This window comes from Paenibacillus sp. FSL H3-0329 (assembly GCF_037963285.1).
Classification (GTDB): Bacteria; Bacillota; Bacilli; order Paenibacillales; family Paenibacillaceae; genus Paenibacillus_AQ; species Paenibacillus_AQ odorifer.
This window is the reverse complement of the sequence record NZ_CP150150.1, coordinates 5,944,250-5,970,860: the sequence shown is the minus strand read 5'-3', so window position 1 is coordinate 5,970,860 and position 26,611 is coordinate 5,944,250. Positions and strand designations below refer to the sequence as shown.

General features: G+C 45.6%; 29 protein-coding genes. 26 read left to right on the top strand and 3 right to left on the bottom strand.

Annotation, left to right across the window (positions count from 1 at the left end; all coding sequences use genetic code 11):
• The first annotated feature begins 167 nt into the window (after positions 1-167).
• Entirely contained in the window at positions 168-1,172 is a 1,005-nt protein-coding gene (locus NSQ66_RS26375; protein ID WP_076142227.1) for an asparaginase, read from the top strand.
• 129 nt (positions 1,173-1,301) lie between these two features.
• Here the strand turns inward: NSQ66_RS26375 and NSQ66_RS26370 are convergent, their stop codons facing one another.
• The gene (locus NSQ66_RS26370; protein WP_036680203.1) at positions 1,302-1,526 is read right to left on the bottom strand and encodes a DUF1128 domain-containing protein; all 225 of its coding nucleotides are present in this window, start codon (positions 1,524-1,526) and stop codon (positions 1,302-1,304) included.
• 144 nt (positions 1,527-1,670) lie between these two features.
• On the opposite strand from NSQ66_RS26370, the gene yyaC reads away from it, so the two are divergent.
• The 6 genes from yyaC to NSQ66_RS26340 all read left to right on the top strand — a co-directional run bounded on the left by yyaC (position 1,671) and on the right by NSQ66_RS26340 (position 9,782).
• Entirely contained in the window at positions 1,671-2,195 is a 525-nt protein-coding gene (yyaC, locus tag NSQ66_RS26365) for a spore protease YyaC (RefSeq protein ID WP_249267773.1), read from the top strand.
• A 108-nt stretch (positions 2,196-2,303) separates the two neighbouring features.
• The gene (locus NSQ66_RS26360) at positions 2,304-3,110 is read left to right on the top strand and encodes an alpha/beta hydrolase (RefSeq protein ID WP_036680199.1); all 807 of its coding nucleotides are present in this window, start codon (positions 2,304-2,306) and stop codon (positions 3,108-3,110) included.
• Positions 3,111-3,304: 194 nt separating this feature from the next.
• The gene (locus NSQ66_RS26355) at positions 3,305-3,976 is read left to right on the top strand and encodes a DUF6483 family protein (protein ID WP_076100631.1); all 672 of its coding nucleotides are present in this window, start codon (positions 3,305-3,307) and stop codon (positions 3,974-3,976) included.
• On the top strand, positions 3,934-4,794 hold the full coding sequence (locus NSQ66_RS26350; protein ID WP_235219441.1) for a PhzF family phenazine biosynthesis protein: 861 nt from the start codon (positions 3,934-3,936) through the stop codon (positions 4,792-4,794). The genes NSQ66_RS26355 and NSQ66_RS26350 overlap by 43 nt, the downstream gene beginning before the upstream one ends.
• A gap of 88 nt (positions 4,795-4,882) precedes the next feature.
• Positions 4,883-6,073: an SAM-dependent methyltransferase gene (locus NSQ66_RS26345; protein ID WP_081384002.1), complete on the top strand. Its 1,191-nt coding sequence runs from the start codon at positions 4,883-4,885 to the stop codon at positions 6,071-6,073.
• 934 nt (positions 6,074-7,007) lie between these two features.
• Complete coding sequence (locus NSQ66_RS26340; protein ID WP_339192429.1) at positions 7,008-9,782, top strand: O-antigen ligase family protein; 2,775 nt, start codon at positions 7,008-7,010, stop codon at positions 9,780-9,782.
• Here NSQ66_RS26340 and NSQ66_RS26335 read toward each other — a convergent pair.
• The gene (locus NSQ66_RS26335) at positions 9,771-10,427 is read right to left on the bottom strand and encodes an SdpI family protein (RefSeq protein WP_076104198.1); all 657 of its coding nucleotides are present in this window, start codon (positions 10,425-10,427) and stop codon (positions 9,771-9,773) included. The genes NSQ66_RS26340 and NSQ66_RS26335 overlap by 12 nt on opposite strands.
• Positions 10,427-10,765, bottom strand: coding sequence for an autorepressor SdpR family transcription factor (locus NSQ66_RS26330; protein WP_051491108.1), 339 nt, complete (start codon positions 10,763-10,765; stop codon positions 10,427-10,429). Before NSQ66_RS26330 ends, NSQ66_RS26335 begins: the two co-directional genes overlap by 1 nt.
• A 216-nt stretch (positions 10,766-10,981) precedes the next feature.
• Here NSQ66_RS26330 and NSQ66_RS26325 point away from each other — a divergent pair, with 216 nt between their 5' ends.
• The 19 genes from NSQ66_RS26325 to perR all read left to right on the top strand — a co-directional run bounded on the left by NSQ66_RS26325 (position 10,982) and on the right by perR (position 26,412).
• Complete coding sequence (locus tag NSQ66_RS26325; protein WP_036680191.1) at positions 10,982-11,740, top strand: glucose 1-dehydrogenase; 759 nt, start codon at positions 10,982-10,984, stop codon at positions 11,738-11,740.
• A gap of 350 nt (positions 11,741-12,090) precedes the next feature.
• The gene (locus NSQ66_RS26320; RefSeq protein ID WP_036680184.1) at positions 12,091-12,705 is read left to right on the top strand and encodes a DedA family protein; all 615 of its coding nucleotides are present in this window, start codon (positions 12,091-12,093) and stop codon (positions 12,703-12,705) included.
• The gene (locus NSQ66_RS26315) at positions 12,702-13,268 is read left to right on the top strand and encodes a thioredoxin family protein (protein ID WP_036680182.1); all 567 of its coding nucleotides are present in this window, start codon (positions 12,702-12,704) and stop codon (positions 13,266-13,268) included. The genes NSQ66_RS26320 and NSQ66_RS26315 overlap by 4 nt, the downstream gene beginning before the upstream one ends.
• A 4-nt stretch (positions 13,269-13,272) precedes the next feature.
• The gene (locus NSQ66_RS26310; RefSeq protein ID WP_036680180.1) at positions 13,273-13,902 is read left to right on the top strand and encodes an MBL fold metallo-hydrolase; all 630 of its coding nucleotides are present in this window, start codon (positions 13,273-13,275) and stop codon (positions 13,900-13,902) included.
• 545 nt (positions 13,903-14,447) lie between these two features.
• Positions 14,448-14,993 carry an RNA polymerase sigma factor SigY gene (gene sigY / locus NSQ66_RS26305; RefSeq protein WP_036680178.1) on the top strand — a complete coding sequence of 182 codons (546 nt, stop codon included), beginning with the start codon at positions 14,448-14,450 and terminating at the stop codon, positions 14,991-14,993.
• On the top strand, positions 14,980-15,309 hold the full coding sequence (locus NSQ66_RS26300) for a YxlC family protein (RefSeq protein WP_076142527.1): 330 nt from the start codon (positions 14,980-14,982) through the stop codon (positions 15,307-15,309). Before sigY ends, NSQ66_RS26300 begins: the two co-directional genes overlap by 14 nt.
• Positions 15,306-15,521, top strand: a complete 216-nt coding sequence (locus NSQ66_RS26295) for a hypothetical protein (RefSeq protein ID WP_036680176.1) — start codon at positions 15,306-15,308, stop codon at positions 15,519-15,521. The genes NSQ66_RS26300 and NSQ66_RS26295 overlap by 4 nt, the downstream gene beginning before the upstream one ends.
• Before the next feature lie 52 nt (positions 15,522-15,573).
• Positions 15,574-15,765 carry a PLDc N-terminal domain-containing protein gene (locus NSQ66_RS26290; protein ID WP_036680175.1) on the top strand — a complete coding sequence of 64 codons (192 nt, stop codon included), beginning with the start codon at positions 15,574-15,576 and terminating at the stop codon, positions 15,763-15,765.
• Between the two features lie 17 nt (positions 15,766-15,782).
• Positions 15,783-16,679 carry an ABC transporter ATP-binding protein gene (locus tag NSQ66_RS26285; protein ID WP_249267794.1) on the top strand — a complete coding sequence of 299 codons (897 nt, stop codon included), beginning with the start codon at positions 15,783-15,785 and terminating at the stop codon, positions 16,677-16,679.
• Positions 16,676-17,446: an ABC transporter permease subunit gene (locus tag NSQ66_RS26280; RefSeq protein ID WP_036680172.1), complete on the top strand. Its 771-nt coding sequence runs from the start codon at positions 16,676-16,678 to the stop codon at positions 17,444-17,446. The genes NSQ66_RS26285 and NSQ66_RS26280 overlap by 4 nt, the downstream gene beginning before the upstream one ends.
• Before the next feature lie 147 nt (positions 17,447-17,593).
• Positions 17,594-17,977: a hypothetical protein gene (locus NSQ66_RS26275; protein WP_036680170.1), complete on the top strand. Its 384-nt coding sequence runs from the start codon at positions 17,594-17,596 to the stop codon at positions 17,975-17,977.
• Positions 17,978-18,233: 256 nt separating this feature from the next.
• Positions 18,234-18,731, top strand: coding sequence for a sigma-70 family RNA polymerase sigma factor (locus tag NSQ66_RS26270; protein ID WP_036680329.1), 498 nt, complete (start codon positions 18,234-18,236; stop codon positions 18,729-18,731).
• 24 nt (positions 18,732-18,755) lie between these two features.
• The gene (locus NSQ66_RS26265) at positions 18,756-19,928 is read left to right on the top strand and encodes a DUF4179 domain-containing protein (protein ID WP_036680168.1); all 1,173 of its coding nucleotides are present in this window, start codon (positions 18,756-18,758) and stop codon (positions 19,926-19,928) included.
• Positions 19,929-20,084: 156 nt separating this feature from the next.
• Positions 20,085-20,372, top strand: coding sequence for an Asp-tRNA(Asn)/Glu-tRNA(Gln) amidotransferase subunit GatC (gatC, locus tag NSQ66_RS26260; protein WP_036680166.1), 288 nt, complete (start codon positions 20,085-20,087; stop codon positions 20,370-20,372).
• A gap of 27 nt (positions 20,373-20,399) precedes the next feature.
• Positions 20,400-21,857, top strand: a complete 1,458-nt coding sequence (gene gatA / locus NSQ66_RS26255) for an Asp-tRNA(Asn)/Glu-tRNA(Gln) amidotransferase subunit GatA (protein ID WP_036680165.1) — start codon at positions 20,400-20,402, stop codon at positions 21,855-21,857.
• Between the two features lie 23 nt (positions 21,858-21,880).
• Positions 21,881-23,314: an Asp-tRNA(Asn)/Glu-tRNA(Gln) amidotransferase subunit GatB gene (gatB, locus tag NSQ66_RS26250; protein ID WP_170914319.1), complete on the top strand. Its 1,434-nt coding sequence runs from the start codon at positions 21,881-21,883 to the stop codon at positions 23,312-23,314.
• Between the two features lie 122 nt (positions 23,315-23,436).
• The gene (locus tag NSQ66_RS26245) at positions 23,437-23,907 is read left to right on the top strand and encodes a GNAT family N-acetyltransferase (RefSeq protein WP_036680161.1); all 471 of its coding nucleotides are present in this window, start codon (positions 23,437-23,439) and stop codon (positions 23,905-23,907) included.
• A gap of 45 nt (positions 23,908-23,952) precedes the next feature.
• Complete coding sequence (locus NSQ66_RS26240) at positions 23,953-25,854, top strand: DUF4097 family beta strand repeat-containing protein (protein WP_339279476.1); 1,902 nt, start codon at positions 23,953-23,955, stop codon at positions 25,852-25,854.
• 126 nt (positions 25,855-25,980) lie between these two features.
• A complete protein-coding gene (gene perR / locus NSQ66_RS26235) occupies positions 25,981-26,412 on the top strand; it encodes a peroxide-responsive transcriptional repressor PerR (RefSeq protein WP_036680160.1) in 432 nt (143 codons plus the stop codon).
• Positions 26,413-26,611: the final 199 nt, after the last annotated feature.

Here is a 26,611-nt window from a genome sequence, read left to right as displayed (position 1 = left end):
AATAATGAAAATAGGAGTAGAATTCCTCATGGAACCAACACTTAAGGGAGTTTGTGGAGTACTCAAAAATCCCCGGAGCACGGGGTTATTTTCTAGCATTTATTAAATGTGAATACTAATAAGTCCTTGTGAGTTATAGAGCATCTAGAGAAAAGAGGAGAGATATCATGGAAACCGTATTAGTACGAGAGTATCGGGCGGATTTGCTGGAATGTGTCCATAGTGGGCATATTGCCATCGTAGGAGAGAACGGAAATTTAAAGGGGTATGCAGGTGATCCGGAATTTGTATCGTTCACCCGTTCAGCTGCTAAACCCCTTCAGGCTATTCCAGGCGTACGTGGGGGGATCGTGGAGCATTACGGCTTTACTCCCGCAGAGGTTGCCCTGATGACCGCCTCTCATCGGGGAGAGAGCTACCATGTTGCTGCGCTAGAGAGCATATCCTCCAAGATTGGCATCGATGAGCAACAAATGATCTGTGCAACGAGTTACCCGCTGGATTATTCCAGCAGGGAGAACGCCATTCGTGGTGCGGGCAAAAGAAAGTTCTATCATAACTGTGCGGGCAAGCACATGGGTATCTTATCTTACAGTAAGCTCAAAGGTTTGCCGCTTGAAGAATACTCACAGCCGGAGCAAACGGTGCAGCGTGAGATTATTGACACCATTGCTTATATGGCTGGTGTGGCCCCAGACAGTATCGGTTTAGGTACGGACGGATGCGGGCTGCCGGTGTTTGCTCTGCCTCTGACCGCCTTGGCGACAGCCTATTTGAAATTAGCCAATCCGGATTTGATTGCAGATGGAGCTACTCGCAAAGCGGTTACTACTATTACAACGGCAATGAATGCTTATCCGGAGATGGTTTCTGGATCTGGTCGCCTTGATTCTATTCTTTTGGAAGATGATAATATTATTGCTAAAGGTGGATTTAAGGGTGTGTATTGCTTCGGTTTACGCCGTGAGCGACTGGGGATTGCCTTCAAGATTCTGGATGGTTCGGAAGAAGAGTGGGGACTTATTGTACAGGGAATTTTAAACCAAATTGGTTATAGTCAGAAAAATACCTTGGAAAAGCTGCGCAATGCATTTTCAGGCGTGATTTACAATGACGGGGGTACACGAGTAGGCCATGCGGATACCGAGTTCAAGCTTAATTTCATAAAGTAGGATCATATAAAAAGAGCCCTTCGACTACAATCCATCTTCTGGATACGCAGCGAAGGGCTTTTTTCTACGAGAAGCGGTGGTCATCTTTAAAGGACGGCAACATCGTTTCTTCTTGTATAGGGAGAACTATTATTTATGACGTAGACGGCCGAGTTCGGAGACGAGTGCTTCCACCTGAGAAATACTCAGTCTGTCGCTGCCCATGGCTACCTCATATACATCATAGATATCTTCATAATGATCTACTGAAAAAGCGGAGGCTTGCATCGCCGCAGCACTGGCCATTTTTAATTTGTTTTTGATAGCCTCGATCATATACTCAACATTTTCCTGACTAGGCTTTGTTAAATCCATTAGGTTAAAACATCCTCTCTGTATACTGATTCATGTATTTTACCATGTTTGGCAGCTTGACCACCATTTTTTTGTCGGGTTCACTGAAATCATGTTAAATTAAAGGCATGAGATCAAAAAATATCATCGAAGGGAGCAAATGTATTGGCAATCAGAGAACAGGGAAGCGGAAAACGCATTAAAATGGACGATGCTGGACTGGTGTCCTTTTTCATGGAAATAGCTGCTCTGCATTCCGCCGAGGAAGTCACGTTTCTTTGTATCGGAACAGATCGATCTACAGGAGATGCACTCGGTCCGTTGACGGGCAGCAAACTTGTGGAACATGGCTTCCGACATGTAATCGGTACGTTGCCGTCTCCTTGCGATGCAGATAATTTGGTGGCCAGAGTGGCTGAGATTCCCTCCGGGCATATTGTAGTTGCGGTAGATGCTTGTCTGGGCCCTCCGATCGCGCTTGGATATTACTTCGTTTCGAGTGAGCCACTGCTGCCTGCACAATCGGTGGGGGCAAATCTTCCAGCCGTAGGTCACTATAGTTTGGCGGCCGTTGTAGATATGAATGGCCCGAAACCTTATCGGACGCTGCAGACTACTCCACTGCATAGAGTGATGGTTATGGCAGAACATATCGCTATAGCGGCAGCAAAAGGATTCGGACTCCAGTAGTACCCATTGGGCACTTAAAAATAAGCCGTCCGTTTCAAGGTGAGCTGTTTTGCTTAATAATAGATATTAGACACATTATCTTAGTATTCTAGAAAGAGGGAAGCAGCCATGGAAAGAGTTCGTTGTGACGGAAGCAATATATGCTACAGTGATCAGGGGAAAGGCGAAGTTATTGTATTGCTGCATGGCTTTTGTGGAAGCGCTGAATATTGGGAACAAGTCATTCCTGTCTTAAGCAGCGGCTACCGAGTGATTGCTCCCGATTTACGTGGTCACGGAGCTTCGGAAGCTCCACTAGGACCTTATAGTATTGAACAAATGGCAGATGATGTTCTGGGTCTGTTAGATTCGCTGGAGATTGCTGAATGCATCATGCTTGGTCATTCGCTTGGCGGATATATTACGCTATCGTTTGCTCAGCGTTATGCTTCTCGATTGAAAGGCTTTGGATTAATTCATTCTACTGCTTATCCAGATAGTGAAGAAGCTAAGGAAAAACGACTGAAGAGTGTCAGCGCGATTCAAAATGAAGGGATTACTCCTTTCGTAGACAGCTTCGTACCAGGCTTGTTTGCTGAAGCAACCGCTTCTGCATCCCCACAGCTGCTGGAGCGCGCTAAAGAAATCGGCTACAAAACGCCTCCACAAGGAGCAGCAGGAGCTGCACTGGCGATGCGTGAGCGTCCAGATCGACGGGATGTAATTACGGCCACTACGTTGCCGGTATTGCTTGTTGCTGGCGAGCAGGATGGATTGATTCCTGCTGAACGAACCTTTACTGCGGATAAGCCAAATGTAACGCAAGCAACGATATCGGGTGCAGGCCACATGAGTCTTTTTGAAGCTCCTGAACGGTTAGCCGAGATCATTAAGGATTTTGTCCAGGCTTCCGTTTTAGATAATAGCCGCGTATAAAAAATCTTCTACAAAGAGGCAGCACGGCGCCATTCTGGCGTGTGCTGCCTCTTTCTTTTAGGGCTATCTAATTATCTGGTATTCTCCTTAACTGGCATAGAATTCGGCAATGGTTTAAGATAAATCAATAGAATAATTTAAGTGGTATGAGTCCTGTAGTTTTTGCTACCACAGTACGGAAAAGGAGGATGTGCATGTTTCGAAGAGACTATATTGTCCGGATGATCGAAGATATGACGGCGATGGTTGCCAAGGTACTTACTCTAAAGCAGGAACGGAAGACGACAGAAGCTTTATGGGAAATCGATGAGCTGTTGAACCGGCATTTTCCGCTGAATTCACGTCTTTTAAATTCACTATCTGTAGAAGATATCATAGATATGTTTCGTTTTGGCGGTGTGGTTGAGTCCGATAAGCTTCAAGGTCTGGCCAAACTGCTGAAGGAAGAAGGCAGTATTTATGCCGCAAATGGCGATAAGGATGCAGCATTATTTAGAAGTATGAGAGCCTTACATTTATATTTGTACGCGGATCTTCACGGTGCAGACCGGGAGCTGCTGCATATGACTCAGGAAATTGATGAACTCTTGCAGGATGTGCAGGCCTATCGGCTCCCGGCTAAAACGGAGCGGCTACTGATGGAGTATATGGAGTCGGTAGGGCGATATAGTAAAGCGGAGGACAGCCTCTACCGGCTGTGGGAGCAGGGAGAAAATGTTGTAATAGAAGGGGATAAGCTATACAATCGACTGCTGCTCAAGTCATCTGCAGAATTGGAACAAGGTACTCTTCCTCTGGAGGAAGTAGAGCAGGGGTTAAAAGAGTGGGGCAGGATAACAGCGATACGAAAGGAATCAGGAACCTGATGAATACGATGAATATCCCTTTATATATTATCGATGCTTTTGCAGAACAGGCTTATTCAGGCAACCCTGCGGCGGTATGTTTACTGGAGCATCCCGTCGATGAAGGTTATATGCAGAAGACAGCAGCGGAAATGAACTTGTCAGAGACAGCTTTTCTCTGGCCAGAGGAAGATGGATATCGCCTGCGCTGGTTTACACCTAAAGTTGAGGTCAAGCTATGTGGTCATGGGACTCTAGCAAGTGCACATGTATTATGGGAGAGGGGACTGCTAGCTCCTGATATGGAAGCAAGGTTCTATACACGCAGTGGGTTGCTCAGAGCTTCTCGTTCAGGAGATTTGATCTCACTGTACTTCCCGCCTTATCAGCTTCAACCCTCTCCTGTAATTTCAGGTCTCGCAGCAGCGCTTGGTATTGCAGAAGCGAATGTGGTGGAAACTATGCGATATGCTGACAATGTGCTTGTACGACTGGATCAGGAAGCACGGGTTCGCGAACTCAGCCCTGACTTCGGAGCTTTATCCGGGCTTGAAGGGAGAGGCTTCGCGGTTACCGCAGAAAGCTCTATCGAAGGTATTGATTGTGTATCACGTTTTTTTGCGCCGAAGGTAGGAGTGAATGAGGATCCGGTAACAGGCTCAGCGCATACTGCACTGGCACCTTTTTGGGCGGATAGACTCAATCGTACGCAGTTGACCGCTTATCAAGCTTCGAAACGTGGAGGTTTGCTTCAGTTAGAGGTAAGTAAAGACCAGATTAAGATGTCTGGGCGAGCATTAACTATAGTTAGTGGAGAGCTGCATGTTAAGCCCTGCTAGAACAAGGAACGACCCTTGTTAACACGTGATATAATGAACGATGATGGTTAGGAGACATAGATTCTCCATTTTTAATCCCGAAAGTGAGATGTGCGTTGTGGAATCTTTAACAGCTCTAATTGAACAACTAATTAACGACCGTACTTTGATTACGGCTACCCTAAGTCAAGTGCGTTATAAAGGCGAAAATTGTACCAAGGTGCAGGTTAAACCTGTTGAACTAAAGGGTAAGCTGCATTATCAGTTTGCGTCCTATATTGGTACAAAGGTAGAACATCGCAACGTACCCGCAGAATTGGCGGCGGAAGAGATATCTCTTTTATTTAGAGAAACATATCGGCAAGGCTTGTTGTGTACAGTAGAAGCCGATTATCAGGTGCTTATTAGCAAAAAATTCAAAGTATCAATCCTAACTAAGTCTCCAAGTAAAAAAGAAGAGCCGGATCTAGCTCACAACCGCCGCAAACGTTATGTGCTGGAGGATGGAGAGCCTGTGCCATTTCTGGTGGAGCTTGGCATCATGAACAAAGAAGGCAAAGTGCTAGCCAAAAGATATGATAAATTTCGGCAGATCAATCGTTTTCTGGAGATGGTAGAGGACGTGCTTGCCGATCTGCCAACCGGCCGACCCTTGACGATTGTGGATTTTGGTTGTGGAAAATCATATTTGACCTTTGCACTGTATCACTATCTGACCGTTCGCAAGAAGCGGGAGCTTAATATCATTGGATTAGATTTAAAAGCAGATGTGATTGAGCATTGTAACGAACTTGCTGCCAAAATCGGTTATGATCACTTGAAGTTCTTCGTGGGTGACATTGCTGAGTACAATGAGCTGGAGCAAGTAGACATGGTGATCACACTTCATGCTTGCGACACAGCTACCGATGCTGCCCTTGAAAAAGCAGTACGTTGGGGAGCGTCTGTAATTTTATCTGTGCCTTGCTGCCAGCATGAATTATTCGCACAAATCGAAAATGAAGTAATGAGCCCTATGCTTTCGCATGGCATACTGAAAGAGCGTTTTTCCGCCTTGGCTACAGATGCCATTCGCGCCAAATTGCTCGACATGATGGGCTATAGCAGCCAGCTGCTGGAATTCATCGATCTGGAGAATACGCCGAAGAACATTTTGATTCGTGCCGTTAAGAGTTCAGCCGGGGACAACTCCGTCAAATGGCGCGAATACACCGCATTCCGCGATTTTCTGGGAGCAAAACCCTACCTCGAACGCGTATGCGCTGATCTGCTTCCCACTGGGAGTTCGGTAGAAGGGTAGAGGGTATTAAGGTAGAGAGCGTAGAACGGTAGTACTGTAGAATGGGCACTTATAGGTGCAGGCTAATTCGATCAGTTGTACTTTTTACAACTATATAGCATTTTTAATAGGAAATTGGATAGTACAGCTAGTGCGATCTAATGGTTAGGACGGTACGGCTAGTGTGATCTAATGGTTAGAACGGTGCAGCGAGTGCGATCTAATGGCGAGTTGGTTTAGTTGTACTTTGTGCAACTAAATATGCTCAGAAGCTGCGTTTTAGTGATTTAGTTGCACTTTGTACACTTAAAAACGAACAATACTCCGCATATGGCGGGATTCTCAAAAAACAGTTGCACAAAGTACAATTAAAGTGGAAGTAAGCGGTGAAAGTACAGGATTAGTTGTACTTTTTACAACTATGTAGCTTTTTTGGATGGGAATTCGGATAGGCAGCTAATGCGATCAAATGGTTAGGACGGTACGGCTAGTGTGATCTAATGGTGAGGACGGTACGGCTAGTGTGATCTAATGGTTAGAACGGTGCAGCTAGTGCGATCTAATGGTTAGGACGGTGCAGCTAGTGCGATCTAATGGCGAGTTGGTTTAGTTGTACTTTGTGCAACTAAATATGCTCAGAAGCTGCGTTTTAGTGATTTAGTTGCACTTTGTACACTTAAAAACGAACAATACTCCGCATATGGCGGGATTCTCGAAAAACAGTTGCAGAAAGTACAATTAAAGTGGAAGTAAGCAGCGAAAGCACGGGAGTAGTTGCACTTTTTACAACTATATAGCTTTTTTGAATGAGAATTCGGATAGTACAGCTAGTGCGATCTAATGGTTAGGACGGTACGGCTCCTTTGTGGAGAGGTATCGTCTTTTTGCGTTCTAGTCTTGTATAAGGGAAATGTGGAAAGGATAGAGATAAATTAACGAATACAGGGGTATCTAAATGTGGCGTTTTAAAAAAGACTGGAGTCTGGAATCATCAATTGCATATATTTGTGGAGGCTTAGTGATAGCGGCTGGGGTGGGTGCTTGTTTGTTGCGGGGATTGTTTTTTACTGATGAGATGTATCCCTTTCTAACCTTATGGTTTGTGCTGTGTTGTGCGTGCTCGCTTTATTATCTTGTTGGGGTTGGTGCATGGAGAAAAAGTGGGGGAGGAGTAGGTGCAGTAAGAGGTTTTACGGGAGTCAATGGGGTTAGTGAAGTTAGTGAAGTTAGTCAAGTTAGTGGAGAAAATAGGGCGTTAAGAATATTATTAAGCGTCCCTTTAATTATTCTATCGCTTTATGTGATTCATTGGTTGTGCGGGCCACTTTCTTCCCAGGGAACTATGAATGAAATGCTGCGGTGGGGCTTGTATGCTAGCTTTGCAATATTGGTTTGTTTTTGTGCGGTGAACCTGGTGGAACGCCGGATTTTAAATGTAACTTGGTCTATGCTGGGTATGACTTTATGCCTGAGCGCTTTATTGGCTGTGTGTGGAGTGGTAAAGTTGCCTTTCGCTGTGGCCTACAGCAATTCATCGGAAGTGAGCGCCACAGGGGTTAGATTAGCAGGATTGATGGAATATCCGAATGCTTTTGGTGCTGTGATGGCTGTTTTTCTGCTGGAACGGCTATTTGCTGTTGCTGTTTATTATGGGGATCCAAAAAAGAGCGCGAATATGTTGGGGGCAAGAAGTGTTGGGCTGGGGATGGAGTGCGCAGATGCGGAACGGAGGAGCAGAGGGGAAGAAGGCGTAGAAGCGGAGCAGGGAAAAGCGGGAAGCACGACCGCCGCGCTGCTGCGCTTGCTGCCGCTGTTCCCGTACACCGCCGCGCTGCTCCTCACCGAGTCGCGCGGCGCATGGCTGACGGCGGCTTGCGCCTGCGCCGCCGTCTTGCTCTGGAAGCGGCAGCTAATCGCGCCGCTTCTTGCTGCTGGCGCCGCGCCCGTGGCCGCCGCGGCGCTACTCTACCGCCAACTGGCCCGTGCCGGGTTGGCGGTAGAGCCAGTGCCCGGCCTGCTGTTGCTGGCCGGGCTTTGGGCCGGCGCGCTGCTAGCCGGCCTATGGCTGTGCCGCCGCCAGCGCGGCGCGGCGGGCACTGCCCGAGCCGCCATGCTGGCATTGGCGGCGGCAGGTTGGACGGCGGCGGGGATCGCCGTCCTCCTGCACGTGCGCGAGCGGATCACCGGACCGTCATCGACGGTATCCGCGCGCGGGCTGTTCTACCGCGACGCCTGGCGGCTAGCGGCAGAGGCACCTTGGCTGGGACGTGGGGGTGAGACTTGGCGGCATTCATACCTTGCCGCCCAATCTCGCCCTTATGTAGGCAGCCAGGTGCATAATGGATACCTCGACATCCTGTTGAACTTAGGATTCGTTGGTCTTGCAGCCATACTCCTTATGCTGTTGGCAGTAGGCTGGCTGCTGGCTACTAAATCGCCGCGGTTGCTGCCGCCGTTTCTGGTCATCGTCTTGCACAGCGTCGTCGATTTTGATTGGAGCTATGGATTATTTTGGCTGCTGCTATTCTGGCTGCCAGCGATTGCTCTGGCTGAGCATAAGCAGAAACATCAATCTGCGTCTACCCACCCTCAGTCTGAGACCAAGCTGCCAACTCACTCCACATCCACGAACCCGCTCACCAATGTCACTACACCAGCGAATCCACTAATCGCTCACTCCACATCCACGAACCCGCTCATCAATGTCACTACACCTGCGAATCCACTAATCGTTCAATCCACATCCACGAACCCGCTCACCAATGTCACTACACCAGCGAATCCGCTAATCGCTCACTCCACATCCACGAACCCGCTCACCAATGTCACTACACCAGCGAATCCACTAATCGTTCACTCCACATCTACGAACCGGCTCACCAATGTCTCTACACCAGCGAATCCGCTAATCGCTCACTCCACATCCACGAACCCGCTCACCAATGTCACTACACCTGCGAATCCACTAATCGCTCACTCCACATCCGCGAACCCGCTCACCAATGTCACTACACCTGCGAATCCACTAATCGCTCACTCCACATCCACGAACCCGCTCACCAATGTCACTACACCTGTGAATCCGCTAATAGTTTACCCTACATCCAAGAATCCGCCCCAAATCCGTCTTCGCCGACTAATCGGAACTGCGGCATGTTGTTTTTCGCTTATGCTGGGGGTGCTATCTTTTCACGCCGCTCAAGGAGAGAAGTTCTATCGACAAGCGATTATGTCGGTGGATCCTTCGGTGAAGGTAGAGCTGCTACAGCAATCGCTGGGTTGGAATCCCCGGTCACCTCGAACGGCTATAGCATTATCTAGGCTGCTCTCGGGTGAACAGAGCGTGAGTCTGCTTCGGCAGAGTCTGTTGTATTCTCCCGAGAATGCCAGCTTAAGCTGGGAGCTGGCTGAAGTATGGATGAGCAGCGACCATCCGGGGGCAGCGTTATATTGGATAGGCCAGAGCCTTAAGCTGGATAAGTACAACAATGCCAAGTGGGTGAAGGCGATTGAAGGGATGCTTCTTATGGGGCAAAAAAAGCTTGCAGAAGGAAAGCGAAAGGAAGGCCTAATCTGTGTCGCCTCTGGGAATGAACTTCTTTTGAAATATAGAAGGTTGGCAGAAGAGGAGGCTAATAAAGGAGGGCAACATAATGACCGCGAGTTCCGAATGACAGAACAAGCCGACGACTTGAGTCGACGGCTTAGTATGTTTGCTTTACGATTTTAGCGGACGTGAAATCATCCAGGAGTAGAGAATGGGCACGATAATTGCAAGTACGAGTGCCGTAATAATAAGAAGCTGAGACAAGGCTCCGCTCAAAAAGGCTCCTGCAAAAATAAGTAGGCCACCGATCATCCACATTATCCCGGATAGGCGATGTGTTTTTCGCCATACCTCGGGGTTGGCGAGCGTCCAGGCTGTACGAACCCCAAACAAGTAATTATCTTTTACCTGTGGCATGTAGTTGCCGAGAGCAATAAACATTATTCCGACAGCTCCTATGGCGATCTTCCCAACGTTTATATCTTTACCTAGACCGTAAGCAATCGACAGCACCAGCATTAGATTAAAAAGCACCCCAATAGCAAGTCTGCTCATGGCATAGGCGTTTTCGAATTTTTTGTAATTTTCCCGCTTAGGATCGATGCTGCGTGTGAACTGCATGATTAGCGGGAGCACAATCCCTAAGATTCCGAACACAAAAATAGCAATATTTTTGTCCCAGTATCTGTTGACCTTACCCGTAATTCCAAACTGTGCTGGTAACTCCTGCGGCAGCTTGCTGTAATTGATCAGAGCGTAGGCTAATGTAGCTAAACCTAATATTACGATGAGGGTATCCTGCCATCTCCATTTGAAATCTTTCATCATTAATCCGCCTCCTTTTTGGAATCGATATCCTGACGTTGCTGCTTTCCGTCCAGCGATTTACTCTCCGTCTCCGTTTGCTTACCTGTACCAGTGAGCTCCAATAACCAACCGAGAACCTCTTCGAGGACTGTGGTGTTTAGCGAGTACATAATAAATTGTCCTTTTCGCTCATCCTGTACCAGATCGGCATGCTTCAGCGCATTCAGATGGTGAGAAATGCTTGGCTTAGACATGTTGAAAAAATCTGCGATTTCACCTGCGGTTCGATCTTTCTCCCTTAGTAACCGAATGATTTGGCGACGGGTAGGATCAGCTAGTGCTTTAAAGGATTCATTCATATTCCACCCTGCCTTTCGATATTTAAATAATTATCTAAATATATAATAGCTCTTCACTTTCATAGCTGTCAATGCAGTATTCACTTAGCAATAGCGTGTGTAAAAGTGTCACCGAATCTTTAAAATTAACTGCCGTCCAAAGCCGACTCCTGTTAATACTAACGATGGGCATGCATTCCTTGATGCACCGAACATACGATGCAGAGGAGCAGATATATGATACTAACCAATAAAGTCGCAATTGTTACAGGTGCAGGATCGGGGATTGGAGAAGCGATTGCTCTTCTTTTTGCCCAACAGGGGGCTAAAGTGATTGCTGCGGATATCCATCTGGACAATGTAGAAGCGGTGGCCAAAAAGGCAGAAACGGGTGAGGGACACGGAGTTATCTATCCCGTAAAGGCAGATGTCTCGAAGGAAGAGGACACACAGCGAATGATTGATGCCGCAACCACACAGTTTGGAGGCCTTCATATCCTTGTTAACAATGCCGGTATTATGGATAAAATGACGCCAGCGCACGAGATCACTGATGACATGTGGGAGCAGGTGCTTGCGGTCAACGTAACCGGTCCGATGAGAGCCATTCGTAAGGTTTTGCCGATTTTTATGGCACAGGAAAGCGGATGTATCATCAATGTAGCCTCTATTGGCGGCTTAGCGGGCTCGCGTGCGGGAGTGGCTTATACTTCCTCTAAGCATGCTGTAATCGGGATGACCAAAAATATAGGGTTTCAATACGCTAAGCTTGGAATTCGCTGTAATGCCATAGCGCCGGGCGGAGTAAAGACAAATATTGATCTGTCTAATCCAAGCCCTTTTGGGAGTCAAAAAGCGGGCGAAGGAATGGCTTCGATGCCACGGACAGGGGAAAGCAGTGAGATTGCTTCGGTAGCCTTATTTTTGGCTTCAGATGCTGCAAGCTTTTTGAATGGGTCGGTGATAACGGCTGATGCCGGTTGGATGGCTTATTAATTGAGCGCAGATAAAAAGGTGTTCATTTTCCCTTTATTGGTGGAATTTGTTCACCTTTTTTGTTTATGCCTGTTACTCAAACTCTTTTTAAGTGTGGATTGGAAGATGGAAGCTGCTTGCCACGTAAGTAGAAGTGATAAGGTTGCTTGTGCTAGAATAGGCTAAGAGAAACTGGAAAATATAGCAGAGCGGCAAAGCTTTTAAAAATATAAGAAAGTATAAGATTAGTATCTATGCTTTTATGTTCTTATATTTCACTCGCTTAAACGCTTAGCGTCTTATAAAGATGCCAAAGGCGATTAGCTTGATACATGTAGCCATATTCTGCGGAAAAGGGAGGAGGAGCACGTTTGCATTTTATTTCTGATCTGATCTCGACATTATTTGAATGGATTCAGAGTCTTGGTTATTTTGGGATTATGATCGGACTGATGATTGAAGTTATTCCGAGTGAAATTGTATTGGCTTTCGGTGGTTTCTTGGTATGGAGTGGAGATATTAATTTTTTCGGCGCAGTATTGTTTGGTACGATAGGCGGAGTGATTGCCCAGATCTTTGTATATTGGATTGGCCGTTATGGGGGCAGGCCTGTACTGGAGAAATACGGGAAATATATTCTTATCCAAAAGAAGCATATTGATCATTCGGAAGAGTGGTTCAATAAATATGGGACAGGCGTAATCTTTACGGCACGCTTTATTCCCGTTGTTCGCCATGCCATTTCCGTTCCAGCGGGGATTTCTCGTATGCCTTTAGGTAAGTTCACTTTATTGACTACACTTGCTGTTATTCCATGGAGTGCTTTGTTTGTATATCTCGGTATGACATTGGGGAATAAGTGGGAAGATATTGACGAAGTAGCAGCTAAGTACACCAACGAAATTATTCTTGTAGCGTTAGCACTAATCATCATTTATTTTGTGTATAAGTGGTTTAAATCCAAGAAGAGAGGGACTGCAAAATGAAACCGAATGTAGCTCATAAATTTGGAAAAGGTCTTACACCGCGCCAATTTGTAGAAAGCATGACGAAGAACCAGCAGGCTTTTGAATCCTGGTATGAGAAGTTTTCTTGGGAAGATGAGAGCGACAAGGAATATTTCGAAAGTCTGAACCATCGTGACGATTTGCGGGTACTTATCCTTGCCGCTGATTGGTGTGGAGATGTAGTACGTAATGTCCCTGCGGTTTTCCGTATTTTGGAGACTGCCGGAATGAAGACAGAGGTATTCATTTTGGAAGAGAATCAGGAGCTTATGGATGAATTCTTGACCATGGGCGGAAGATCTGTTCCGATTGTGATCTTTGCGGATACCGGCGGATACGTGCTTGGACATTGGGGTCCTCGTCCAGAGCATGTGCAGAGCCTAATGAGAGAGTTCAAACGTGAGAATCCTGATCGTGAGGCTGCTGATTACGACAGCAAAATCGCAGAAGTACGTAAGGCTATGGGGCAAGCTTATGGGGAAGGAACGGAATCACAGGCAGTTATCGCAAAAGAGCTGCGTAGTCTGATTTCCGGATTCTAGACCGATGCTAAATATACGTTCGTTTAATTTAGGTCCGCTTCAGACCAATGCCTACTTGCTGACAGGTGCGGATCCAACGAAGGGAATCATTATTGATCCCGGCATGAATCCTGCGGCATTAGTGCGGAGTATCGAAGGGATGGAGATCGAGGCTATTTTGCTAACGCATGCGCACTTTGACCATATGGGCGGCGTAGACGAAATTCGTAAAGCTAAGAAATGTCCTGTTTATTTACATCCACTAGAAAGTGAATGGCTCAGCAGCCCTAAGCTGAATGGTTCATTGATGTGGCCTGATATTTCACCTCCTCTGACTACAGATCCTGCAGAGTATGATCTGGCAGAAGGACAAGTTCTGCAATTCATCGGACATACCTTCCGGGTGTACCACACACCTGGGCACTCTCCGGGCAGTGTCAGCTTCCTATGCGGGAATGATTTATTCTCTGGAGATGTACTGTTTAAGATGGGAGTTGGGCGCACCGATTTGCCTGGTGGCAGAGAACGTGATTTGTTCGATTCTATTCGTGGCAAGCTGTACAAAATGGATGATGAAGTGAAGGTTTATCCAGGTCACGGCTCACGAACAACTATCGGTTTTGAAAAAGTTCGTAACCCTTATATTCCTCAATAAACAGTCATTCTAGTAGAACTGACAAGAATCGGGGAATTTTTGATAGACAAAGGGATACAAAAGGACTACACTATTGTTAATTAAATGTAACATTAACCTCGCGAAGCACGCAGACTGCGGAATTAATCCCGGTTTGCGTTCTTTTTTTTGTCTACATATAGGTTTAAAAGCATGGGGGGAAATAGATTGGAGAAGAATATGTCTTACCCGTTGGATTACGGATGGTATGACTCCAAGGAGAAATGGACTAGTTTTTGCAGCAGTAAATGCCGATGTTTTTCAGAATGTTCTGGAAGGGGAGGTTTTTGTACTTCCATAGAACGCAGGGACATACAATCTGAGAATAAGGATGGGAGAATACCAGTGGTTTCAGGAGGCGAGCCCAGAAGAACGCCTCTTTTTTGGCATTTTCCAGCAGAAGCAGGATTGCTTCAGCCATGGCGGCGTAAGCTCTGGGAGCTCAAAAAATAAAATTAAAACGGAATGAACGAATCACTATACATAATCGTATTACAAATAAGAACTAATCCTGAATGGAGGGGCAGATGAGCGATCAGGCGCTGGAGAAAATCAGGCAGGCACAGCAGGGAGATACTTCAGCACTGTCTTCACTGCTGCGAGAACATTATACTTTTTTGTTCAAATATTTACTAAAAGTGACTATGGACCCGTTACTGGCAGAGGATCTTGTACAGGACACGATGGTCAGATGTATGGAAAAAATCAATACCTATAACGGTTCTTCTTCGTTCTCCTCTTGGTTAATCACCATAGCTACCAGAATATTCATCGATCGAAAGCGGCGCTGGAAACGTGAGGCAGATTGGAAGAAACGGGAACAACAGGCCCAGGGCACCCGTTCGATTCGTTGGCGGTTTGAAAGCAGGGGGGAAGAATGGAGTGAAGTACTCGATTCCATCTCCAAGCTACCCTCTGCTCAGAGGGTAGCTGTGCTGCTGAAGCATTATTATGGCTATAGCTATGAAGAAATCGGTGTGATCATGCAAATTCCTTCAGGCACGGTCAAATCGCGTGTATCCCTTGGTCTTAACCAATTGCGAAAGGAGCTGAATGAGGATGGAGAAGGATAAGGAGCCAGAACTGTATTTGCACAAGCTTACTGAAGAGCTTGAGCGTTTGGATGCGCAATATGATGACATCACCCCACCTTCGTTACAGGAACTGGAGTGGTTAATGGCTGATGCAGTTGTGCACAGAAAGAGAAGGGAACGTAAAGAACTACTGTTATTCTGGGGGGTCTCATTGATCCTGATCTGCGCATTTCTATCCATTCTCACTTCTGCACCCATGATCTATTGGATTATCCAGGCGATCATTCCTGTTGTAGGACTGGGTGGCTTAGGGATCGCCAGGATCAGAAGAAATAGAGAAGGTGTACAAGAATGAATGAGCTACAGGATGTGCCTCTTTGGTTGTGGTTTGGCATAGCAGTAGCATTAATGCTGCAAGGGACCTTACTGTTCCGGGATGCAAGACGGCGCGGAAAAAAAGCTTGGTTCTGGGGATTGTGGGCGATTACTACAGTTCCGTCCCCAGCATTAGTCTATTTACTCGTTGTCATACTTCCTGACCGACGTAGAAGGAAGAAGCAGTTGTAAAGCTTTAGTAAGAAGCTCGTTCCTTTCATCCTATTACAAGGAGTGGTACTTCATGGAAGAGGTAAAATGGGGTTTAATCATGCCGTTAATTATTCTTCAGGCTTTGCTTGCAATTATTGGACTGATATCACTGGCCAAAGCGGATAACGTTCGTGGCCCAAAATGGATGTGGATTATTATCATTATTTGCGGAAATATATTAGGTAGCGTAGCTTATTTCACAATAGGAAGGAAAGATGTCTGATGTCACTCCTTCAAGTTATGAATTTGCGCAAAAGCTATGGGGCGCATATTTCCGTAAATGATATAAGCTTTGAAATTGAGAAAGGACGGTGCGTCGCTTTATTGGGGCCTAACGGTGCTGGGAAAACGACCACACTTCGTATGCTGGCAGGGCTGCTTGAACCCACCTCTGGCATGATTTCATTTGAGGGGAGCCGTCCTGGAGCCGAATATCGCAGAGGATTAGGATATGTGCCACAGTCTCCAGCTTTTTATGGGTGGATGACTGGACATGAGTATGTTGTTTTCGCTGCAAAGCTTAGTGGAATGGGAACTAAAGACGCAACCAGCAGGGCATTGGAATCGCTCGAGCGTGTAGGGCTTAAAGGTGATGCTCGTCGCCGGATTGGTGGATACTCCGGCGGGATGAAACAGCGGCTGGGTCTGGCTCAGGCGCTTGTGCATCGGCCTCGTCTGTTATTGCTTGATGAGCCTGTATCTGCACTTGATCCGATTGGCCGCAGAGAAGTAATGGGACTGGTGCGGGAAATACGTGAGGAGACAACTGTAGTTTTCTCTACACATGTGCTGCATGATGCAGAAGAAATTTGCGATGATATTATTTTAATGAATCAAGGCTTGATTGCTGAGAAGGGATCTTTATCACAGCTTCGTTCACAATACAGCCTTCCTGTTATTCGTTTACGTACGGAGAAGCAAGAAAAAGCTATTCAGTGGCTGGAGTCTCTTGCTGCCAAAGCGTTTGTACTGGAGACTCAGTTGTTCGGAGATCATGCCATTTTTAATGTCAACGATGTAGACATGGCCCGTTGGACGATTCTGCAAGAAGCGGCGCAGCTCGAAATTCCATTACTGCAATTTGAAGCGGGTTCTTCCACGTTAGAGGATTTATTTATGAAGGTGGTGGGAGTATGAGAAGCGCCTGGGTCCTTTATCGCAAAGAAATGCTCGAAATGGCTCGCAGTTATAAGTTAATCTGGATACCTGTCGTTTTTATCCTATTAGGCATTATGCAGCCGTTAACTACTTATTATTTGCCGGAAATATTAAAAGCTTCAGGTGATGTTCCTCCAGGTCTCCTAGAGGGGTATGAAATACCGAGTGCCGCAGCTGTGATGGCGCAATCTTTGGGACAGTACGGAACAATCGGAATGTTAGTATTGGCGCTTGGCGCGATGAATGTTTTAGCTGGTGAGCGCTATAGCGGAACTATGGAATTAATTCTGGTAAGGCCGGTTTCTCCAGCCGCAATAGTGTTGGCTAAATGGGCAGCACAGCTGACCCTGTTGATCGTTGCTCTAGGATTAGGTGCAGCGGGCGCTGCTTACTACACGGAGCAGTTGATTGGTTCACTATCTTGGGGAGATGTCATCGCAGCTGCTGGAGTATATGGATTGTGGCTGTTATGTGCTGTCTCAGCTACGTTGTTGTTTAGTGGGTTTTTAAAATCCCCAGTTGCCGCTTTTTTAGCATTGGTGCTAATGGCAGCATTATCATTAGGCCAAAGCTTATTGCCTTCATGGTTTGAATGGGCACCTGCGGGGCTTGCCGGGTTGTCGGCTGAAATCCTTATGGCTGGAGAAGGATTCAGGGTTGGACCCTATCTTTCAGCAGCTATTTTGATCTTGATTTGTTTAGTGGGTGCTGCACTTTTGACAAGGAAGAATAACTTAACCGCTTGAAACTTAAGTTATGTTTTTATTAAATATAGTATATTTTCATAGAATTTGTAGGATCGGCCAGCCTTCAACTAGACAGTTCTATCTTTTTTTAGTAGACTGTTGAAACAAGCAAAATCTTGAAAGATTTTGGGGTTAGGAGGTAGGGCGATGCTGCGTTTAGGAGAGAAGATTGTCATTGTTGCGGACGCTTTCGAGCAGAGTCTTCCTATCGGGGAATACGGCTACCTAATTGCTTACGACCGCAATCCCGATAATGCGTTTGACTATGTTATTCGTGTACCAGAGGCGAATAGGAACTTTTATGTTCCGGCTGAGGACATTGAGGCGGAAGAACATTTATTAGTAGCTGAGGCTGAAAGAGCAACGCATGAAGCGTTGATTGATTACGCTTTGTCCACGTACAATGAGAAGCTGTTCCATCATTTGATGAACGGTGAAGATATGGATATAGAAGAGACGGAATCAACGTCAAGCGAAAGCATGTCCCAAGCGGATTTCATCAAACAAGTGAATCTTCGAGCTTGGATTTAAGGAAGGCCGGCGCAAGCCGGCTTTTTTGTTTTGTCATAAAAAGTATTTCCCCCACATTAATCCTCTGAATTTACACATCATTTTCAAAATCTTTTCTTTTATTCCTTCTTTATAGTTTTCGAAAGTTTGTTTTTTATTTTTTGGGTATACAACCAATCTCCTGTTTTATGTATCTAAATTATTGAGAGCCGAATACGAGAATGCAGATCTGCGGTATAGGCGTTTTAACTTAAATAAAGGAGAACCTCAAGTGAAGATGATAACCGCTGTTCAAAAAGCGAGAAATGGCGATAAAGAAGCGTTTATCCAGCTATGCCGGCAGATTGAACCTGAAATGTACGGCATGGCCCGATCTATTTTGGGCAGGGACGAGGAATGTGCAGACGCCATGCAGGAAGCCACCCTAAAGGCTTACCGGTCTATCCATGGATTGCGGCAACCAGAATTTTTCAAGACATGGATGCTTCGCATCCTTATAAACGAATGTCATAAGCTCCAACGCAAGCGGACAAATATTGTGGAGTTTGGAGATCCCCTTACTGCTTTGGAATGCCATTCCTCCGGTGCAGAATATGAGAAAATTGAGCTGCGGGAAGCAGTGGAACGATTGGATACTTCGCTCCAGACCGTGATATCGCTGCATTATTTTCAGGACATGCCCGTTAAGCAAATTGCCGATCTTCTGAATATTTCCGAAACGGCAGTCAAATCGCGCCTCTACAGAGCAAGAAAAAACTTATTGAATGGATTCTAATGATATTTAGAAAGGATGGAACAGATGAAGAAGAGAACATCGCAAGAGCTTGAATTGCTTTTGAAAGATATGGACATCCTCCCGGCAAATGAGCTTCCCTCTATGATTCGCCAACGTCAAGAGGATACGTATACAATGCTGGATCATGTGAAGATAAAGAGATCCACGCACAAATTTCGTAATGTTAAGAGGACAGCGCTTGGCTTCGGGGCAGCTCTTGTTTTGGGGGTTATCGTGCTTGGAAGCGGCTTTACTTCTCCCGCATTGGCTAGGTCGCTGGAACGTATTCCGTTAGTCAATAGTATTTTTGAGCTCGCAGATGATATGGGACTTCAAGCGGCGAGTCGCCAAGGCTTAACGACTGCAGTTGATACCAGTGATCTTGTTCAAGATGTTATTATCCGTGCTAATGAAGTTATATATGACGGCACACGGCTTTCTGTAGCATTGAAACTTGAAGGTGAAGATGAAGAGGGAATATTCAGTGGAGACATTCAGGATTTGCAGGTATTTATTGATGGACAGCCTTTAAACGCTGCTGGGGAGGAAGAAGAGGATTCTTTTAAACACAATATTGGCCTTATCCTTTCTCCGGGAGTAGATGAACAATCGTTGATTTTGCAATTTTCAGAGAAATCCTATGATGAGGGAGGCATTACTTTACCAGAGCAGTTCCAAATGACAGTAAAAGGTCGTCTGTCCGGAATCGATGATGATTTTCAAATTGAAATTCCTGTAAAAAAGGATACGAGTCATAATATTGTTCAGCAACCCGGAATCAGTCAAACTTACAATGATGTAACGACCACAGTGGAGAAGATTACACAGACTCCGGCAACTACACAAATACGGATGAGTGCTGTAGCCCTCGAGGGTATTCCTTATACTTATCTGACAGATACCAATAACCTGGCATTAAATTATGAAGTCTATGATGATAAAGGTAACCTGTTGCAATATGTAAACGGCAGCAATGGTTGGTCGGATTCGAAAAAGATAGATGACACAATCCATTATAGTCTTAAAGAGGATGTTAATATTGTACCGCTGCCCAAGGATGTAAAAGCACTGACAATCAAAACCTTTTTCTACAAATATACTGGAGAGGGTAGTGGAAAACGAAATTTGCTAGACAATAATGGATACCCGGCAGTCGAATATATTCCGCAGCTGGAAATGACAATCCCTATATATTGATGAACGATACGCTCCTTTAAAATGTGTAGGAATCCCCTTCACTTTGATAAAGGAGCGTTTGTTTTACAGCCCATCATTGAATTGTCCAAGCTTCTACAATATAATTAAAAACGTTATCCGGGCGCTTTAGCCCTTTAAACAGGAGGGATTTTTCTTATGAGCATTACCGTTAAAGATGTGCAGCATGTGGCCAAGCTGGCTCGTCTGCAGCTGAGCCCGGAAGAAGAGGCAACCTTTACAGAACAAATGAATGCTATTTTACAATATGCCGAGAAATTAAATGAGCTAGATACGGAGAATGTAAAGCCGACCACGCATGTGCTGCAAGTCAGCAATGTAATGCGGGAGGATGTTGTGAAGGATAGCCTTACGCAAGAGGAAGCACTTCTTAACGCTCCAGATGATGAAGACGGACATTTCAAGGTTCCAGCTGTTTTGGAATAACTACATAATTAGAAAGGGGGAAGAATCTTGAGCCTGTTTCAAAATCGATTGCCTGAAGTACACCGCATGTTAACTGCTAAAGAGGTATCGGTCAGTGAACTGACTGAAGAATCGCTGGCGATTATCGCTGAGCGGGATAAGAACGTAAATGCATTTTTGACCTTGAACGAGGAGGGCGCACGTGCGACAGCACGCGCTTTGGACGATAAACTGGCATCCGGAGCAGCACGTGGATTGCTATTTGGTCTTCCTGCCGGAATCAAGGATAATATTGTAACTAAAGGCCTGCGCACAACTTGTGCCAGCCAATTTTTGAGCGATTTCCAGCCGATTTATAACGCTACTGTAGCTTCTAAATTGCAGCAGGCAGATGCCGTAACAATCGGTAAATTAAATATGGATGAATTCGCAATGGGCGGATCTAATGAGAATTCAAGCTTTGGTCCTGTACGCAATCCTTGGGATTTAGAACGTGTGCCGGGCGGTTCCAGTGGCGGATCTGCTGCAGCAGTAGCTGCGGGCGAAGTGTTCTTCTCACTAGGTTCGGATACTGGGGGTTCCATCCGCCAGCCAGCTTCCTATTGTGGTGTTGTAGGTCTCAAACCTACTTACGGTCTTGTATCACGTTACGGGCTGGTAGCCTTTGCTTCCTCACTCGATCAGATAGGACCATTAACACGTAATGTAGAGGATTCTGCCTATGTGCTTCAAGCGATTGCTGGTTATGATGCCCAAGACTCTACTTCTGCTAAAGTAGAAATTCCTGATTATTTGAGTTCACTGACTGGTGATGTTTCCGGACTTCGCATTGCTGTACCTAAGGAATATTTGGGAGCAGGTGTCGATGCTTCTGTGCGTGAGACAGTCTTGTCTGCACTTAAAGTGCTGGAAGGAATGGGTGCTGTCTGGGAGGAAGTATCATTACCGCATACGGAATACGCAGTAGCAGCTTATTATTTGCTGTCCTCTTCGGAAGCTTCATCTAACCTTGCGCGTTTTGACGGTGTGCGTTATGGCGCACGTGTAGATGAAGGCGGAGGATTGCTTGATCTATATCTTAATTCCCGCAGCCGCGGCTTTGGCCCTGAGGTCAAACGCCGTATTATGTTGGGTACTTATGCACTCAGCTCCGGGTATTACGATGCTTACTATTTAAAAGCACAAAAGGTACGCACTTTGATTAAACAGGACTTTGATGACATCTTTAAAAAATATGATGTGGTCATCGGGCCAACAGCGCCAACGACAGCATTCAAATTGGGCTCACAGACTGAAGATCCGCTGACCATGTATCTGAACGATATTCTCACGATTCCTGTAAGCTTGGCGGGTATTCCTGCTGTGAGCGTTCCGTGTGGTTTTGCGGAAGGCATGCCTGTAGGTCTGCAAATTATCGGTAAGGAATTTGACGAGAGCACGATTCTGCGTGTCGCTCATGCCTTTGAACAAAATACAGATCATCACAAGCAGCGTCCACAGCTGTAGTAAAGGAGGGAATGGGATTACTTATGTCTAAATACGAAACGGTCATCGGCTTGGAAGTTCACGTAGAGCTTCATACCAACTCCAAAATCTTTTGCGGATGCTCCACTGAATTTGGAGCCCCACCTAACACTCATACCTGTCCTGTCTGCTTGGGTCACCCCGGCGTATTGCCAGTGCTCAACAAACAAGCGGTAGAATACGCTATGAAAGCAGCGATGGCGCTAAATTGCACCATTGGTGATGTTAGCAAATTCGACCGCAAGAACTATTTTTACCCGGATTCACCAAAAGCTTATCAGATTTCACAATTTGATCAGCCTATCGGGCTGAACGGTTGGATCGACATTGAAGTTAATGGAGAGACCAAACGGATCGGCATTACTCGTCTTCATTTGGAAGAGGATGCAGGTAAGCTTACGCACGTAGATGGCGGTTTTGCCTCGCTTGTCGATTTTAACCGGGTGGGAACACCGCTTATCGAAATCGTATCCGAGCCTGATCTGCGCTCTCCTGAGGAAGCTCGTGCTTATCTGGAGAAAATCCGTGCGATTATGCAGTATTGTGACGTATCCGATGTTAAGATGGAAGAAGGATCGATGCGCTGTGACGCGAACATCAGTCTACGCCCAGAAGGACAAGAGGAATTCGGCATTAGAGCAGAGCTTAAGAACATGAACTCCTTCCGCGGTGTATTGCGTGGACTGGAGTATGAGCAATATCGTCAGGCTGAGATCCTGGATGATGGTGGAGTTGTTGTGCAAGAGACTCGCCGCTGGGATGAAGCACAAGGGAAAACATTATCGATGCGCGGGAAAGAAGAAGCGCATGATTATCGTTACTTCCCGGACCCGGACTTGATCGTTCTGCATATTGATGATGCTTGGAAAGAATCCATTCGTTCAACGATTCCAGAACTTCCGGATGCACGGAAAGCTCGTTATAGCGAGGAACTGGGCCTGACAGCTTATGATGCAGGCGTTATTACATCCTCTAAACTGTTAGCGGACTTTTTCGAAGGATGTCTTGCCTATACGCAGGATGCCAAGGCTGTAGCTAACTGGATTATGGGTGACTTGCTTGCCTATTTGAATGGTAATAATCTGGAGTTGTCGCAGGTACAAATTACACCACAAGGGCTAGGCGAGATGATCGGACTGATTGCAGCCGGAACCATCAGCAGCAAAATCGCTAAAACAGTATTTAAAGGAATGCTAGAGAGCGGTAAACTGCCAGCTGTTATCGTTGAGGAAAAAGGTCTGGTGCAGATCAGCGATGAAGGTGCTATTAAAGGGATTGTGGAAGCAGTCGTAGCCGCCAATCCGCAATCTGTGGAAGATTATAAAGCAGGTAAACAGAAAGCAATCGGCTTCCTGGTCGGACAAGTTATGAAAGAAAGTAAAGGTAAGGCGAATCCGGGTCTTGCTAATAAACTTCTCATCGAGGTATTGAGCAGCTAAACGCTTGTCGTCCATAAAAGGACGCCGAAGGCGTTTATACTTGGGGTAATATACTTATGTAATAAGCTAAGGGCTTGTCGGCAACGGCAGGCCCTTAGCGGCATATAAGGGGACTGGTTAGGATGAATACAATTAACAAGCTAAATCTGCAGGATGAAAGCACCGTTAATGAATTATGGAGTCTTCAGCATAAGGCCTATAGACTGGAAGCTGAACTAATCGGCTTTCGTGAAATTCCACCTTTGATGGAGACGAGAGAAATGCTCAGCAGCTCTAAAGAGGATTTTTATGGCTGCTTCGATAAAGATGAGGAACTAATGGGTGCTGTTGCTGTAGAGGAAGAATCTCCTGGCAAATTGACGATTACACGAATGATGGTGGGGCCGGACTTTTTTCGCAGAGGTATTGCTAGCCATCTTTTGGAATATGTATTTGAGCATTTTGCAGGGATGGAGCAATTCATTGTGTCGACAGGCAAAAAGAATACACCCGCCGTTTCGTTGTACAGTAAACATGGCTTTATGCCCACCGGTGTGGAGGAAGTCGCTCCAGGAGTTGAATTGATTGAATTTCATCGGAGTGGTTCTCTTTGAAAAAAGATATTCATAGACAACTATTTACGAAAGGAGGAGTCCAAAATGAAACATGACTCTGCAATGCTCCCAGAGCAGGAAGAACTGCAAGATTCTGTTGATATAGAGACTAAGGAGAGTGAGATACAGAAGAGGATTATTCCTCCGCGTCCGAAGCGGCGCCACCGCAAACGTAAATTTATCGCTGGACTGCTGGCAGCTCTCATCCCTGGGACGGGGCATTTGTATTTTGGGCTTCTCCGAAAAGGGATCACCTTCATCTTTCTAATTCTTTTGGATATCTCAGCTTTATTGTATTTCTCATCCATCGGGATGCAGATTAATGTTCCACTACTTATTTTACTTGCGCTCATTATTCCGGCGATCTATTTTTATAACGTGTATGACGTATTGCAATCAGCGGATAGGCTTCTTCGCTTCCCAGAGGATCATGAGCTTGATATCCCTGTGACCAAAGCAAACGTGGCTCCTAAGCGTCGTAGTATCGTCAGCGAGCCTGGGATATCCTTTGGGCTCTTACTGCTATTAGGGGGCGCCCTGCTTATTCTGTTCCGGCAAAAACCAACATGGCTCCAGTTCTTTATTGAACATTATGCTGAAATGGCTGTATCTGTCATTATAGTATGCGGTGGCTTATTTATAGGAGCTAGAGAAATTGCCAGAGCAGTTGTGCAGCGTAAAGACAATGAACCTCGCAAGCGGCGCGTAGGAAGATATACGGCTTCTGTATTGCTGATAGCTATTTCTGTTCCTTTGTTTTTGGATTGGAGAGAGGGAACTGACTATATGCTCCTGCTCTTGAAGTGGTGGCCAGTCATCCCGGTGTTATGGGGGATTGAGTTCCTGCTGATGTTTATCTTCTCTAACCGTTCAGCCAAGGGAACCAGAATCAGATTGGATTTACGTGGGCTTTTATCCGCTATATTGCTAGCTGCGAGTGTATTTATTGTTGCGGAGCAAGAACATTATTTATATCTATGGAAAAATGTCAGTCTTAATCTGACGGCAGCAGCAGTGGATTATGGTGAGGCTAAAGGCAGCAAATATCAGAAAGCCCCGCTAATTGTTCCGGTGGAATTAAATACAGCCAAAATATCTATTGATAGTATTAATGGCGATATTTTATTGCATCGCGCTCCAGTGGATGATATTCAAATTACGACGACAGTTTGGGTAGATCAGTTGGATGGGCCGATGGCTGAAGCTATTTCAGAACAGTCCTTTGTGGACGTTGTTGAAGGGCCCAACATAAAAATAACCTCAAATAGCAAGGCTTATGGAGAATCCGGCAAACGCCAGCCACGCATGGATTTAGACATTTACTTGCCGGAGGATCGCCGCTTTAACCTCGATGTTCGCACCATGAATGGCGGGATCACATTGCAGAATGTAGAAGCCATTGAAGACATTTCTCTGGAAACGGGGAATGGAGAGCTGATCCTTCATCGTATCTTTGGTAATGTTAAGGGAAAAACACTGAATGGAGCTGTCCGTGCCAGATCTGTTCAAGGCAGCGTTGATTTAACAACGAGCGGAGGCAATATGAATGCTTGGGATGTTACCGGTGCTTTGAAATTATCGACGGCTGTCGGCAATATTAGTGCGATCGGAAATAGCAATGATATCGATATTACTACCAAAAACGGTAATTTAGAGGTGGATGGAGCCAGATCTAAGCTACATGCCGAATCTCTAAATGGTACCATTGATGTTCGCTCTTCAGATGTCGCTGGAGACTGGAATATTTATAGCGCAGTTGGTGATATTCAATTGTATTTGCCAGTGTTAAGCAACTATACAGTGAATGGTTCCAGTGGATATGGTGATATTACTTCAGATTTGCCTGAACTTACAATTGATAAGAAAAAAGTATCAGGTGAAGTGGGGACCGGTGAGTTCAAGCTTCATGTTGAAGGAAATAGCAATCTAAATGTTAGGAAATATTGAAAAAAGTAATTTTTCTTATATAATAATAAATATAATGTATAGACTTCGTTGACAACATTGAAAAACCAGTCTTACAATCTTAAGAAGTACTTCTTTTATTTTTAAATTCAAAAGGCGGTGACAGTAATGGGGAGTGGAGTACAACATGCACTGGAACAATTAAAGACAACAGGTGTCCGTATAACGCCCCAGCGTCATGCGATTCTTACGTATTTGATGGAAGCAATGAATCATCCTACAGCTGACGATATATACCGGGCGCTAGAGCCGAAATTTCCGAGCATGAGCGTTGCAACTGTATATAATAATCTCAAGATGTTTATGGAAGCCGGCATGGTTCGCGAGTTGACCTACGGGGATAGTTCCAGTCGTTTTGATGCCAATGTATCTGATCATTATCATGTCATCTGTCAGCTATGCGGTAAGATTGAAGATTTTAGTTATCCATCGCTTCATGATGTAGAGATACATGCGGAGCAGGAAACGGGCTTCAAAATTACGGGTTTGCGTATGGAATTGCATGGAGTTTGCAAATGTTGCAGAGAGAAGCAACAATAAGACAGAATACTACAGTACTCAAGGGCGTATAGCCAAGCTACACAATAAACGTGTGAAATCCGAAAGCGGAGGACTCACGTTTTTATTTTTTTAAAAATAACAAAATATAGTGAAAATGACTAACTTATACTGGTTATCCGGAACCAAGTGGATGTTATAATCGTATTGTTAGACTTAACTTAAAATCATCTAGTATTTG